Source organism: Xanthobacter flavus (genome assembly GCF_017875275.1).
Lineage (GTDB): Bacteria > Pseudomonadota > Alphaproteobacteria > Rhizobiales > Xanthobacteraceae > Xanthobacter > Xanthobacter flavus_A.
In genome coordinates this window covers 2,740,837-2,753,680 of sequence record NZ_JAGGML010000001.1, presented here as the reverse complement: position 1 = coordinate 2,753,680, position 12,844 = coordinate 2,740,837, and the positions used below count along the sequence as shown (strand labels likewise).

Here is a 12,844-nt window from a genome sequence, read left to right as displayed (position 1 = left end):
CGTGGCCTGAGAGGCCAGCGGGAGATTGCCATGGCCCTGAAGGTCGCGGTCCAGATGGACCACATTGCCAGCATCAATATTCAAGGCGATTCCACCTTCGCCCTCCTGCTGGAGGCGCAGCAGCGCGGCCATGCGCTGTTCCATTACACGCCCGACCGCATGGCCATGCGCGACGGCGAAGTGTTCGCCGCCGTGGAGCCGCTGACCGTGAAGGACGAGGCCGGCGCCCACTTCACCCTCGGCGCGCGCGAGCGCATTCCGCTCACCGAGATGGACGTGGTGCTGATGCGCCAGGATCCGCCCTTCGACATGGCCTATGTCACGGCGACCCACCTGCTGGAGCGCATCCACCCGAAGACGCTGGTGGTGAACGACCCGGCCCATGTGCGCAACGCGCCGGAGAAGATCTTCGTCACCGAATTTCCGGACCTGATGCCGCCGACCCTGATCTCGCGCGACCTCGCCGAGATCAAGGCCTTCCGCGCCGAGTTCGGCGACGTGGTGATGAAGCCGCTCTACGGCAATGGCGGCGCCGCCGTGTTCCGCCTCACCGCCGACGACCTCAACTTCGGCTCGCTCTACGACCTGTTCTCGGCCACCTTCCGCGAACCGTGGGTCATCCAGCGTTTCCTGCCGGCGGTGAAGCATGGCGACAAGCGCATCATCCTCGTCGACGGCGAGGCGGCCGGCGCGGTGAACCGCGTGCCCAGCGAGGGCGACCTCAGGTCCAACATGGTGCGCGGCGGCGCGGCGAAGCCCACCGACCTCACCGACCGCGAGCTGGAAATCTGCGCCCGCATCGGCCCCTCCCTGCGCGAGAAGGGGCTCATCTTCGTGGGCATCGACGTGATCGACGGCAACCTCACCGAGATCAACGTCACCTCCCCCACCGGCCTGCGCGCCATCAAGCGGCTGGGCGGGCCGGACATCGCGGCCCAGATCTGGGACCGCATCGAGGCCCGCCGCGCCGCCTGAGCGCACGCCTTCCCATCAGGACCGACGCGGCGGCACCATCGGCTCGCCGCGCGAACCGCCATGCGTCCTCGGGCGTTAACGAGCGGAACGCACAGCGGCACATGACAGGACCGATCATGGCACAGCCCTTCACCGCCTCCATCCCTCACCGACTCGGCAAGGCCGAGGCGACGCGGCGCCTGCAGGCGGGGCTGAGCGGCGCGCGCGAGCGCTTTTCCCGCCACATCTCCATCCTCGAGGAAACCTGGACGGGCGAGCACCTCGACTTCCGCATCGCCGCCCTCGGCCAGACCGCCAGCGGCAAGCTTCAGGTGGCGGACGACGCCGTGCATCTCTCCGTGGAGCTGCCCTTCATGCTGGATCTCGTCGCCCGCAAGGCGAAGGACCTCATCCAGAAGCAGGGCCGGCTCATGCTGGAGAAGAAATAGGCCGGTTCAGGCCGTCTCCAGCTCAAGGGTGAGCGTATCGATGGAGAAGGAACCGTCCGGCTCGAACTCGAAATGGGTTGCCACGTCCGCGCTCGCGCCGGCCATGAGGGAGCGTATGGCGGCCACGTGCAGTTCCGGCGTGCGGATGCGCGCCACCCAGGACCCGAACTCCAGCCTCAGGCGACGGTGCGCCGTGCGCACCACCCGAAACCCCGCCTCCTCGGCGGAGCGGGTCCATTCGGAGGCGCTGTAATCCCGCCCGTGGGAAGGATCGCGCAGCAGTTCGACGGTTTGCAGGAAGGTGTCCGCCACCGGCCATTCGGGGGCGATCACATCCATCATCACCACCTGCCCGCCCTCTTTCACCACCCGCCGCACCTCGGCGAGGGCGTGGGGCACGTCGCGCCAGTGATGGGCGCTGTAGCGCGAGGCGACCATGTCGAAGCTGGCGTCGGCGAAGGGCAGGCGCTCGGCGACGCCCTGCCGCGTGGCGATATTGGCAAGGCCGCGCGACTTGGCCTCGGCGGCGACGGCGCCCAGCATGTCCTCGGACAGATCGTAGGCCAACACCTCGCCCGCGAACGGCGCGGCGGTGAAGCTCACATGACCGCCGCCGCAGCCGAGATCGAGCAGCCGGGCGGGGCGCGCCTCTTCCACGAGGGCCTTGAGCGCATCGAGGTCGGCGCCGCGCGCATGGACGGCGCTCGCCACATAGGCAGCGGCCTGGGGGCCGAACATCTCGACCACATGCGCCTCGTGACTGCGCGCGCCTGCACCTTCGGCGGCCATGGCTGATCTCCCGTTTCTTCCGCCAGCATAGCCGCGGCGACGGCCGGCGCAAGCGCGATTGTTCCGCTTTCGTTCTTGCAGAGCAAAGCGGGCTTCGCTACCTTGGGATGCAGACGGGCAGCAGGCAGGGGGCGGCTGTGATCCAGCGGGTGGCAACAGTCGCGTTCGAGGGCGTCGAGGCGCGTCCGGTGGATGTGCAGGTGCATGTGGCCGCGGGCCTGCCGGCCTTCACCATCGTCGGTCTTCCAGACAAGGCGGTGACCGAGGCAAAGGAGCGCGTGCGCGCCGCGCTGATCGCCTCCGGGCTCGCTTTGCCCGCGCGGCGCATCACCGTGAACCTCGCTCCCGCCGACCTGCCCAAGGAAGGCTCCCATTACGACCTGCCGATCGCGCTGGGCCTGATGGCCGCCATCGGCGCCATTCCCGGCGATGCGCTGTCCGGCTTCACGGTGGTGGGCGAGCTGGCGCTGGACGGCGCCATCGCGGCAGTAGCCGGCGTGCTGCCGGCGGCGATCGGCGCCAATGCGCGCGGGCACGGCCTCATCTGCCCCGCGCCGTGCGGCGCGGAGGCCGCCTGGGCCAGCCCCGACATGGAGATTCTCGCCCCGCAGTCGCTGATCCAGCTCGCCAACCACATGACCGGCCGCCAGGTGATGAGCCGGCCCGAGCCGCGGATGAAGCCGCCCGGAGACACCATGCTCGACCTTCGCGACGTGAAGGGCCAGGAGACTGCCAAGCGGGCGCTGGAGGTGGCCGCGGCGGGAGGCCACAACCTCCTGTTCGTTGGCCCGCCGGGCGCGGGCAAGTCCATGCTCGCCCAGCGCCTGCCCTCCATCCTCCCGCCCCTGTCGCCGGCCGAGATGCTGGACGTGTCCATGATCGCCTCGGTGGCCGGCACCATCGAAGATGGAGCGCTGATGGACCGCCGGCCGTTCCGCGCGCCGCACCATTCGGCCAGCATGGCGGCAATGGTCGGCGGTGGCGCCAAGGCCAAGCCGGGCGAGGTCTCGCTCGCCCACAATGGTGTCCTCTTCCTCGACGAACTGCCGGAATTCACGCCGCAGGTGCTCGATTCGCTGCGTCAGCCGCTGGAGACGGGCGAGGTGCTCATCGCCCGCGCCAACCATCGCGTTACCTATCCGGCGCGCTTCCAGCTCATCGCCGCCATGAACCCGTGCCGCTGCGGGCGCGCGGGGGAGCCCGGTTTCACCTGCAAGCGCGGACCGCGCTGCGCCGACGAATATCAGGCGCGGCTCTCCGGGCCGTTCCTCGACCGCATCGACATCCATTTGGAGGTGCCGTCGGTCTCAGCCTCCGATCTTGTGCTGCCGGCGCCGGCCGAAGGCTCGCGGGAGGTGGCGGCGCGGGTCGCCATGGCGCGGGAGATCCAGCTGGAGCGCTATGCCGCCCTTGGCCGGCCGGATGTGCGCACCAATGCCGAGGCCTCCGGCCCGCTGCTGGAAGCTGTGGCGACGCCCGATTCGGCCGGCGCGATCCTGCTGCGCGATGCCGCCGACGCCATGCGGCTGAGCGCCCGCGGCTACCACCGCGTGCTGAAGGTGGCGCGCACGCTCGCCGATCTCGACGGCGCGGACGGGGTGGGCCGCCGCCATCTGGCGGAAGCTCTCGCCTATCGCGCCGCGGCCGAGCGGCCGCGGGCTGCGGCATAGATCCGGGGCGGGGCCGTTGGCCAGCGCCTTGCGCAGTCCGCACCGCGGAGTGCGATCTCCCGGCACCATCCGATGCCGGGAGATCGCTCTGAGGGTCCTCCGCCTCAGCGCATGGCGTTGACGGCAAGGCCCTCGATATAAGTGATCTGCGCGAGATCGCCCGGCCGCACGTTCTGCACGTCCGCCAGCACCTTGTCGTTGGCGGCGCGGACCACGCGGACGTTGCCGTCCGGCCCCTCGAAGGTCACGGTGCCGGCCGCCGGGTCGAGGCCCACGAAGATGGAGGTCAGCTTCACCTCGCGGATGCCGAAGCCCTCCGGCCAGCCCGGCAGGCCGTCGTTGATGGCAACCTCCGCCATCACTTCGCCCGGCCGGCCCTGGTGCGCCTTGCCGAGGGCGGTGACGACGCCCGGCGCCACGCGGATGAGCAGGTTCTCGCCGACCCGGTAGAGCGAAAGGTCGCCGAGCAGCGGGGGCGCGATCACCGCCCAGCGGCGGCCGGCGGGATCCTCCAGCACCACGCGGCGGGTGGCGGGGTCCGCCGAGACGAACTTGGCCTTGTAGGCGAGCACGTTCACCTGCCCGATGCCCTGAACGAAGACCTGCGTCACCTCGACCGGCGCCGGGCGCTGCTGCGCCTTGAGGCCGGCCGGCGCGAAAAGGACGAGCCCGGCGAGGAGCACGGCCGAAAGATGCGTGCGGTTCGAAATCATCTGGTCCCCCAACGAATCACGGGCGCTGACGCGCCGGAAACCTGCCGCTACCATCCGAGGCGCCGTAGCGGCAAGGCGCGTCCGCGAGGCTTTGGCGTGAGCGGTCCACCCATTGTCACAGTGGCGTCGGAAAACTATGGTGATGCTGGCGTTCAAGTCCTGGGCACCCGCCTTAAGCGGGGCATCTTCCAGGTCGCTCCTCGCAGCCCGTGCGGCGCGTCGGCCGGGTAGCTGCCCCGGACTGCGCTCGGGCGGCAGGGCGATACCAAGCGTTGGTTGCGGCACGCCTGCCAGCGGCGGCGGCCCGGAGTGGGGGTCGTTGCGATGAAACGGATGGGACAACCGGATCCCGGCTTCAACCTGCCGGCCCTGTTCGGCCGCGGTTTCGATGTCGCCCGCGACGCCGCACGGGATTTTGCCCGCGATTTCGCCAAGGACCTGAAGAAGGACTTCGGCCGCGAGGGGGCCGTGACCCCATTCGGCACCGAGCCCGGCGCCTTCCCCTTCCTGCGCGCCCAGCAGGCGACGCCCGCCGGCCGCTCGGCCCTTCCGGCCCCGCAAAAGCTGGTGACCGACCTGCGCGCCTATTCCGGGCTGCGCCACCGCGATGCGGTGCCGACCAAGCCCGAGAGCATCGTCCTCGGCCGCCTCGGCGCGCTGGAGGTGCGGCTCGCCCGCACCGCGCGCGACGTCCGCCGCGCCCAGCGCCTGCGCTACAAGGTCTTCTACGAGGAGATGTCGGCGACTCCCGACGCCCCGGCGCGCCTCGCCCGGCGCGACATGGACAGCTTCGACACCATCTGCGACCACATCCTGGTGCTGGACCACGACGCTGGAAAGATCGTGCTCGGCCGGCGCAAGCCCAAGGTGGTGGGCACCTACCGGCTGCTGCGGCAGGAGGTGGCGAACCGCCACGGCGGCTTCTACACCCAGGGCGAGTTCGACGTGGGCGGGGTCATCGGCTCCCACCCGACCCTGCGCTTCCTGGAGCTGGGCCGCTCCTGCGTGCTCAAGCCCTATCGCAACAAGCGCACGGTGGAGCTGCTGTGGCACGGGGTGTGGACCTACATCCTGCGCAACAAGATCGACGCCATGTTCGGCTGCGCGAGCCTCGAAGGTACTGACCCGACGGAGCTCGCGTTGCCGCTCTCCTTCCTCCACCACAACGCCCTGGCGCCGGAGGAATGGCGCGCGCGGGCGGTGGAGGGACGGCATGTCTCCATGGACCGCATGGCCAAGGCCGACATCGACATGAAGAAGGCGCTGCAGGCCCTGCCACCGCTCATCAAGGGCTATCTCCGGCTGGGCGGCTTCGTCGGCGACGGCGCGGTGGTCGATCATCAGTTCGGCACCACCGACGTGCTCATCATCCTGCCCGTGTCCGTCATCAGCCCGCGCTATGTGGAGCATTTCGGCCCCACCGCGAACCGTCACGCCATCTGAGCGTTGGCAGGCCGCGCCGGGCGGTGCATAAGCGGCGCCCTCAGGAGAGGGCGCCATGATCGAGATCACGCCCCGCATCGCCATCGCCGAGGACGAGATCGAACTCGTATTCGTGCGCGCGTCCGGGCCCGGCGGGCAGAATGTCAACAAGGTATCGAGCGCGGTTCAGCTGCGCTTCGATGCGGCGCGCTCGCCCAATCTGCCCGAGGGCGTGAAGATGCGCCTTGCCCGTCTCGCCGGCCGGCGCATGACGCAGGATGGAGTCATCGTCATCCAGGCCCAGCGCTTCCGCACCCAGGAGCGCAACCGCGAGGACGCCATCGAGCGCCTCGTGGAGCTGATCCGCGCCGCCACGGTGGTGATGCCCGTGCGGCGGCCGACACGGCCCACCCTCGCCTCCAAGGAACGGCGCCTCGCAGCCAAGGACCGGCGTGGTCAGGTGAAATCCATGCGGCAATCGAAGCCCGACGCGGACTGAGAGGATCTAGCAGCCCGTCAGCGCGCCGCCTTCAGCAGGCGGTCGGCGGCGGCGCGGGCTTCCTGGGTCACGGTTGCCCCGGCGAGCATGCGGGCGATCTCCTCGCGCCGGGTGCTGGCGGTAAGCGCGTTGACGCGGGTGGTGACGGGCGCATCGGGATCCACCACATCCTCAACGCTCGCCTTGGCGATGAGGAGGTGGTTGCGCGCGCGGGCGGCGACCTGCGGCGCGTGGGTGACGCACAGCACCTGCACCCGCTCGGCGAGGCGGCCGAGCCGCTGGCCGATGGCGTCGGCCACCGCGCCGCCCACGCCGGTGTCGATCTCGTCGAAGATCAGGGTGGGTGCCGAGCCGCGATCCGCGAGCACGACCTTGAGCGCCAGAAGGAAACGCGCCAGTTCGCCGCCGGAGGCCACCTTCATCAGCGCGCCCGGACGGGTACCGGGATTGGTGCGCACCCAGAATTCCACCTGGTCCTGCCCGGCCGGTCCTGCCGCAGCGGCATCGCTGGTGACGCGGGTGATGAAGCTCGCCCGCTCCAGCTTCAGCGGCGGCAGCTCGGCGGCCACCGCCTTGTCGAGCACGGCGGCGGCGCTGTGCCGGGCGCGGGACAAGGCCTCGGCGGCGGCGCGATAGGCACCCTCCGCCTCGGCCACGCTCGCTTCCAGCCGCGCCAGCGTCGCGGCGCTGCGGTCGAGGCGCTCCAGATCGGACTGGTAGCGGGCAGCCAGGGCCGGCAGATCGTCGGCGCTGACGTGATACTTGCGGGCGGCGGCGCGGAGCGCGAACAGCCGCTCCTCGATCCGCTCCAGCTCGCGCGGGTCGAAATCGGCATCGGCGCGGGCGGCTTCCAGATGCTGGCGCGCGGTCTCCAGTGCATCGAGCGCGAGGTCGATGGCCTCGACGGCCGGGCGCACCAGCGCCTGCGCGTCGCCGGCCCGGCGCTCCAGCCGGCGCACGGCGGCGGCCAGCGACGGCACGGGCGAGCCGCCGCCGGAGATCGCATCCAGCGCCTCGTCGAGATCGCCGGCGATCTTCTCGGAGCGCATCATGGCGGTGCGCCGCTCGGACAGCGCGAGTTCCTCGCCCGGCTCGGGACCGAGCGCGCCAAGTTCCTCCACCGCGTGGCGGATGAAATCGGCCTCGCGGGCGGCGATCTCCAGCCGTTCCCGCTCGTCCTTCGCCTCGGTGAGCGCGGTCCGCCACGCCCGCCATAGCTCGCCCACGGCCGCGACCTGCGGGGCGAGGGCGCCGAAGGCGTCGAGCAGGAGGCGGTGGCTCGCGGCATCCACCATGGCGCGGTCGGCGTGCTGGCCGTGCAGTTCGATGAGGCTGGCGCCGATGAGGCGCAGCGTCTGCACGCTCACCGCCTCCTCGTTGACGCTGGCGCGGGTGCGCCCGTCCGCCATCTGGATGCGGCGAATCACCAATTGGTCTTCGTCGGGCAGTTCGGCGGCGGAGAGGATGGCGTGGGCGGGATGGTCGGGTGCGAGATCGAAGGTGAGGGTCACCTGCCCCTTGGGCTGGCCGTGGCGCACCAGCGCGCCATCCCCCCGCCCGCCGAGGGCGAGGGACACGGCATCGAGCAGTATCGATTTGCCGGCACCCGTCTCACCTGTCAGGACCGTGAGGCCCTCGGACAAGGTGAGATCGAGCTTCTCGATGAGGACGATGTCCCGGATCGAGAGCGTCGCCAGCATGGATCGTCAGCCGAGCCCCATCTTCTTGAACGCCTGGCTGATCCAGGACGCCTTGTTTTCCTGCGGCTCGCCCCCTCCGGACTGAACCAGCCTGTAGGCGTCCTTATACCACGTACTGTCGGGGAAGTTATAGCCAAGCACGGCGGCGGCGGTCTGCGCTTCACCGATAATACCCATGGCCATGTAGCACTCGGTGAGGCGGTAGAGGGCTTCCTCAACCTGGCGCGTGGTCTGGTATTGCGTCACGACCACCTTGAAACGGTTGATGGCCCCCGTGTAATTGCGCTGCTCCAGATAGTAGCGGCCAATGGCCATCTCCTTGCCGGCGAGCTGGTCGCGGGCGACCTCGATCTTCTTCTTGGCGGTGGCGGCGTATTCCGTGTTGGGATACTTGCGCACCACGTCTTCCAGCGCATCGAGCGCCTGACGCGTCTTGCGCTGGTCGCGGGTGATGTCGGGAATATTCTCGTAGAGCGCCGAGGCGACGAGATATTGCGCGTAGGCGGCGTCCGCCGAGCCGGGGTAGAGCGCGATGTAGCGCTTTCCGATGCCGATGGCCTCGTCGTACTTGCCGGCCTCGAAATAGGAATAGGTGGTCATGAGGAGCGCCTTGCGGGCCCACTCCGAATAGGGATGGGACTTGTCCACATCCTCGAATCGCCGGGCGGCCTTTTCCGGCTCCTGCCGGCGCAGCAGGGTCAGGCCCTCGTTGTAGATCTTCTCGGCCGGCTCATCGGGCGGAATGGTGTCGTCCTTGTCGCTGGCGCAGCCGGACACCAGCAGGCCCATGGCCACCGCCAGCACCAGCGCGCCGCCGCGCAGCAGACCGAGCGCCAGCGCGCCGCTGCGGAAAAGCGTGCGCGTGGGCAGGACATCATTCAAGAATCGCATCACGGTTCAGCTTCCGTCCCGCGCCTTACGGCGTCGCTTGTACCCGAAGGACCGCACCGGGGAAAACCGCGCGGCCGACAGACCGCCGACCGGGCGCCTCCGCCCCATTCCTCGGCACGCTCCCTGCTCGTTCCCCCTCGTCCGAGCCGCCGCCGGCGATGCCCGCGCCCGGTCCGGATGCCCTGGTCCCCGCACCCATGGCGACGGCAGGAAAACAGCCCCTCCGCGCTATCGGTGCTTTCGGTCGGCAATGTGGCGGCGGACGCTCCGCGGCCGGTTCCGTGGCCCGGGTGTGGCCACCCCGCCACGCCCGCTCCCGCAATCGCGGGCGCCGACGGGCATCTAAATCGGGATGGGGTTAATACTTCGCATGCGAACGGCCGCTTGAGACCGCTGGGTCATCTCGAAAGAAATCAGACCCCGAAAAGCAAAACGGCGCCCGCAGGGGCGCCGCCGCAAATAGGTGCAGACAGATCAGATTTCCGGAGCGAACACCGGCACCGGGCTGGACACGCCGATCTCGGCACCCACGGTGTCGCGGACGGGCCGGACCGGAGCCTCGACGATGGCGTAGTTGGCGCGGTCGGCGAGGAGGGCGTCCACCACCTGGAAGTTCAGCTTGTGGCCGCCACGGAAGGAGCGGTAGCGGGCCAGCAGGGGCATGCCGGCGAGGGCGAGGTCGCCCACCGCGTCGAGCGCCTTGTGGCGGACGAATTCGTCGGAGAAGCGCAGACCCTCGGGGTTCAGCACGCCGCCTTCGTCTAGGCAGACGGTGTTTTCCAGGGCAGCGCCACGGGCGTAGCCGGCGGCGCGCAGGCGCTCCACATCCTTGAGGAAGCCGAAGGTGCGGGCCGAAGCCAGCTCACGGCGGAACACGGCCGGAGACATGGTGGCGGCGAAGCGCTGGCGGCCGATCATCTCGTGGCCGAACTCGATCTCCACCTCGAGGCGGAAGCCGGCCTCGTAGGGGAGAAGCTCGCCGAAGGACGCGCCATTCTCGACGCGGACGGGCTTGAGCACCTTGAGGAACTTGCGGCGGCCGCGCACCTCGGCGACGCCGGCGGCGTCGATGGCGGCCACGAAATCGCCCGCGCTGCCGTCGAGAATCGGCACTTCCGGGCCGTCGATCTCGACCGTGGCATTGTCCACGCCGAGGCCGCTCAGGGCCGCGAGGACATGTTCGACGGTGGAGACAAGAGCGCCGGAGCGATCGCCGAGCACGGTGGCGAGGTCGGTGGCCTGTACGGAGCGGCGGCTGACGGTGGCCTTGCGGGGCGCCTGATCGGCGAAGGAGCGGATGAAGACGACACCAGTGTTCGCGGACGCGGGCTTAAGGGTGATGGTCGCCTCGACCCCGGCGTGTACGCCGACACCCTTCAGTGCAATCTCGCGAGCCAGAGTGGTCTGCATCTTTGGTGCGTCCCGTTTCGGGGAAGTTTCCGGCTAACAGGTGTGACCTGCTTGCCGCACTCCTTCCCTCAAACCTTCACCTTGGGTCCCAACTTTCGCCCCGGTTGTACAAAGAAAGTGTCAACACGGTCGGCGAGTCGGTCCCTTAGGATGGGTGCACCCTAGTCGTCACGGGGGGTGACGCCAAATCACGCTTGCTTACCCTCTGTTACGAACCCTCATTTTCAATTTCTGATTAACTATCAAATAGTTAGCGGCGAATTTAAAGGTGCCGGAGAGGCCCTTGTTACAGCCTTCCGGAGGGTTGGAAGCACACGAATCAGGACAGATGTTGCGCGGATGCCACAGGGTGCAGGCCATCCGAGGCCGACCCGCGCCGGGCATGTTCGCTGCCACCGATCGGCCTTGAAAACGGCCCGGGGTGGACGCGACCGGCGCCGGGAACACCGGCACCGGCCAATCCTTCGTCACACTTTCAGGTACCGAACTTGGTCCGAGACCCTCAGTTCGCCTGGCGGCGCAGGAACGCCGGGATTTCCAGCTGGTCGTCGTCATGGTGCGGGCCGGGACGCGAGGGCACCTCGGCGGCCGGCCGCATGGGCGGGCGCTTGGCGAACTCGGACACCGGCGGCTCACCACCGCGCGAGGGCATGGTCGGGCGGGCATCGCGGGGCTCGCCGCGGCTTTCGGCGCGGGGATCGGGGCGCTGCTGCTCGGGACGGCGCTCGGGGGCGCGCATGCTGGGCTGCTCGCGGCGCGCGGGCTCGGGTTCCGGCTCCTCGCGGCGACCGACGTGGGCGAGACGCTGCAGCAGCGTCATGCGCTTCTTGTCGGGCTGGGCCTGCTCCACCGGCGGCTCGCCCCGCTGGGCGCGGATCTGGTTCTGCGCGGGCAGCGGCAGCTCGTCGACGCGGGGCATGCGCGGGGACCGCGGACGCTGGCCGGCCGGCGGGATGTAGGGGGCGAACTCGTCCTCCACCATCGGCGCGGGCTGGGGCGCGGGCTCCGGCTCGGCGAAATAGGTGGGCTTGGGCGGCGCGGTGCGGATGGTCACGTCGTCGATGGCGACGGCGCGTTCGGCCGGGGCCTGCTGGGTCTGGGGGGCATAGGCCTGAGACGCGTACCCCTGCGGAGCCTGCGGGGCATAGCCCTGCGGCGCCTGCGCCTTCTGCGCGGCGTCCTCCATGGCGATCAGGTCCTCGGCCTGGATCGCGGCGACGGCGCTGCGGATCTGCGCCTCGCGGGTCGCCTCGACGGCAGCCCGGCCGGCGTTGGAGATCTTGCGACCGGCGAGCTCGGGGAAGCGGTCGGCGACCGGCTGGAGCTGCTCGGGGATCACCGCCGGATCGATGCCGGTGGCCACCACCGAGACGCGGATGATGCCGTCGAGCATCTCGTCGAAGGTGGCGCCGAGGATGATGTTGGCGTCGGGGTCCACTTCCTCGCGGATGCGGGTCGCCGCCTCGTCCACCTCGAACAGGGTCATGTCCTTGCCGCCGGTGATGGAGATCAGCAGCCCGCCGGCGCCGCGCATGGAGGTCTCGTCCAGCAGCGGGTTGGCGATGGCGGCCTCGGCAGCCTGGATGGCGCGCTTGTCACCGGAGGCTTCGCCCGTGCCCATCATGGCCTTGCCCATGTCGCGCATCACGGCGCGGACGTCGGCGAAGTCGAGGTTGATGAGGCCTTCCTTCACCATCAGGTCGGTGATGCAGGCGACGCCCGAATAGAGCACCTGGTCGGCCATGGCGAAGGCGTCGGCGAAGGTGGTCTTCTCGTTCGCCACGCGGAACAGGTTCTGGTTCGGGATGACGATGAGGGTGTCGACGCTCTTCTGCAGCTCGCTGATGCCGTGCTCGGCGACGCGCATGCGGCGCTGGCCCTCGAAGTGGAAGGGCTTGGTCACGACGCCGACGGTCAGGATGCCGAGCTCGCGGGCCGCGCGGGCCACCACGGGGGCGGCGCCGGTGCCGGTCCCACCGCCCATGCCGGCGGTGATGAAGACCATGTGCGAGCCGGACAGGTGATCGCGGATCTCGTCGATGACTTCCTCGGCGGCGGCGCGGCCGACCTCCGGCTGGGAGCCGGCGCCGAGACCCTCGGTCACCGCGACGCCCATCTGCACCACGCGCTCGGCCTTGGTCAGGGCGAGGGCCTGGGCATCGGTGTTCGCCACCACGAACTCCACGCCGTGGAGCCCGGAGGTGATCATGTTGTTAACGGCGTTGCCACCGGCGCCGCCCACACCGAACACCGTGATCCGGGGACGAAGCTCACGAATGTCGGGCATCTGAAGGTTGATCGTCATGCTATTGCTCCGTCCCGATCGGCCCTGTCCGCCGCTCGCGAA

At 69.7% G+C, this 12,844-nt stretch carries 11 protein-coding genes; 5 read left to right on the top strand and 6 right to left on the bottom strand.

Going from position 1 to position 12,844, the window contains the following annotated elements:
- Nucleotides 1-30 precede the first annotated feature (30 nt).
- Entirely contained in the window at nucleotides 31-975 is a 945-nt protein-coding gene (gshB, locus tag J2126_RS13255) for a glutathione synthase (RefSeq protein ID WP_209487414.1), read from the top strand.
- 116 nt (nucleotides 976-1,091) lie between these two features.
- Nucleotides 1,092-1,403: a polyhydroxyalkanoic acid system family protein gene (locus J2126_RS13250; RefSeq protein ID WP_209487413.1), complete on the top strand. Its 312-nt coding sequence runs from the start codon at nucleotides 1,092-1,094 to the stop codon at nucleotides 1,401-1,403.
- A 6-nt stretch (nucleotides 1,404-1,409) separates the two neighbouring features.
- On the opposite strand, the gene J2126_RS13245 is transcribed toward J2126_RS13250, so the two are convergent.
- The gene (locus tag J2126_RS13245) at nucleotides 1,410-2,192 is read right to left on the bottom strand and encodes a class I SAM-dependent methyltransferase (protein WP_209487412.1); all 783 of its coding nucleotides are present in this window, start codon (nucleotides 2,190-2,192) and stop codon (nucleotides 1,410-1,412) included.
- 137 nt (nucleotides 2,193-2,329) lie between these two features.
- Between J2126_RS13245 and J2126_RS13240 the strand changes: the two genes are divergently transcribed.
- Nucleotides 2,330-3,862 carry a YifB family Mg chelatase-like AAA ATPase gene (locus J2126_RS13240; RefSeq protein ID WP_209487411.1) on the top strand — a complete coding sequence of 511 codons (1,533 nt, stop codon included), beginning with the start codon at nucleotides 2,330-2,332 and terminating at the stop codon, nucleotides 3,860-3,862.
- Nucleotides 3,863-3,966: 104 nt separating this feature from the next.
- On the opposite strand, the gene J2126_RS13235 is transcribed toward J2126_RS13240, so the two are convergent.
- Nucleotides 3,967-4,575 (bottom strand): hypothetical protein, encoded by a 609-nt coding sequence (locus J2126_RS13235; protein ID WP_209487410.1) that lies wholly within the window; start codon nucleotides 4,573-4,575, stop codon nucleotides 3,967-3,969.
- A gap of 324 nt (nucleotides 4,576-4,899) precedes the next feature.
- On the opposite strand from J2126_RS13235, the gene J2126_RS13230 reads away from it, so the two are divergent.
- Nucleotides 4,900-6,018: a GNAT family N-acetyltransferase gene (locus J2126_RS13230; RefSeq protein ID WP_245327311.1), complete on the top strand. Its 1,119-nt coding sequence runs from the start codon at nucleotides 4,900-4,902 to the stop codon at nucleotides 6,016-6,018.
- 55 nt (nucleotides 6,019-6,073) lie between these two features.
- On the top strand, nucleotides 6,074-6,496 hold the full coding sequence (gene arfB / locus J2126_RS13225; RefSeq protein ID WP_209487409.1) for an alternative ribosome rescue aminoacyl-tRNA hydrolase ArfB: 423 nt from the start codon (nucleotides 6,074-6,076) through the stop codon (nucleotides 6,494-6,496).
- Between the two features lie 17 nt (nucleotides 6,497-6,513).
- Here arfB and recN read toward each other — a convergent pair whose 3' ends face one another.
- From recN to ftsZ, 4 genes are all read right to left on the bottom strand, one after another.
- On the bottom strand, nucleotides 6,514-8,196 hold the full coding sequence (gene recN / locus J2126_RS13220) for a DNA repair protein RecN (RefSeq protein WP_209487408.1): 1,683 nt from the start codon (nucleotides 8,194-8,196) through the stop codon (nucleotides 6,514-6,516).
- A gap of 6 nt (nucleotides 8,197-8,202) precedes the next feature.
- The gene (locus J2126_RS13215; RefSeq protein WP_281066339.1) at nucleotides 8,203-9,087 is read right to left on the bottom strand and encodes an outer membrane protein assembly factor BamD; all 885 of its coding nucleotides are present in this window, start codon (nucleotides 9,085-9,087) and stop codon (nucleotides 8,203-8,205) included.
- A gap of 474 nt (nucleotides 9,088-9,561) precedes the next feature.
- Nucleotides 9,562-10,497 (bottom strand): UDP-3-O-acyl-N-acetylglucosamine deacetylase, encoded by a 936-nt coding sequence (gene lpxC, locus J2126_RS13210; protein WP_209487407.1) that lies wholly within the window; start codon nucleotides 10,495-10,497, stop codon nucleotides 9,562-9,564.
- Between the two features lie 502 nt (nucleotides 10,498-10,999).
- Entirely contained in the window at nucleotides 11,000-12,802 is a 1,803-nt protein-coding gene (gene ftsZ, locus J2126_RS13205) for a cell division protein FtsZ (RefSeq protein WP_209487406.1), read from the bottom strand.
- Nucleotides 12,803-12,844: the final 42 nt, after the last annotated feature.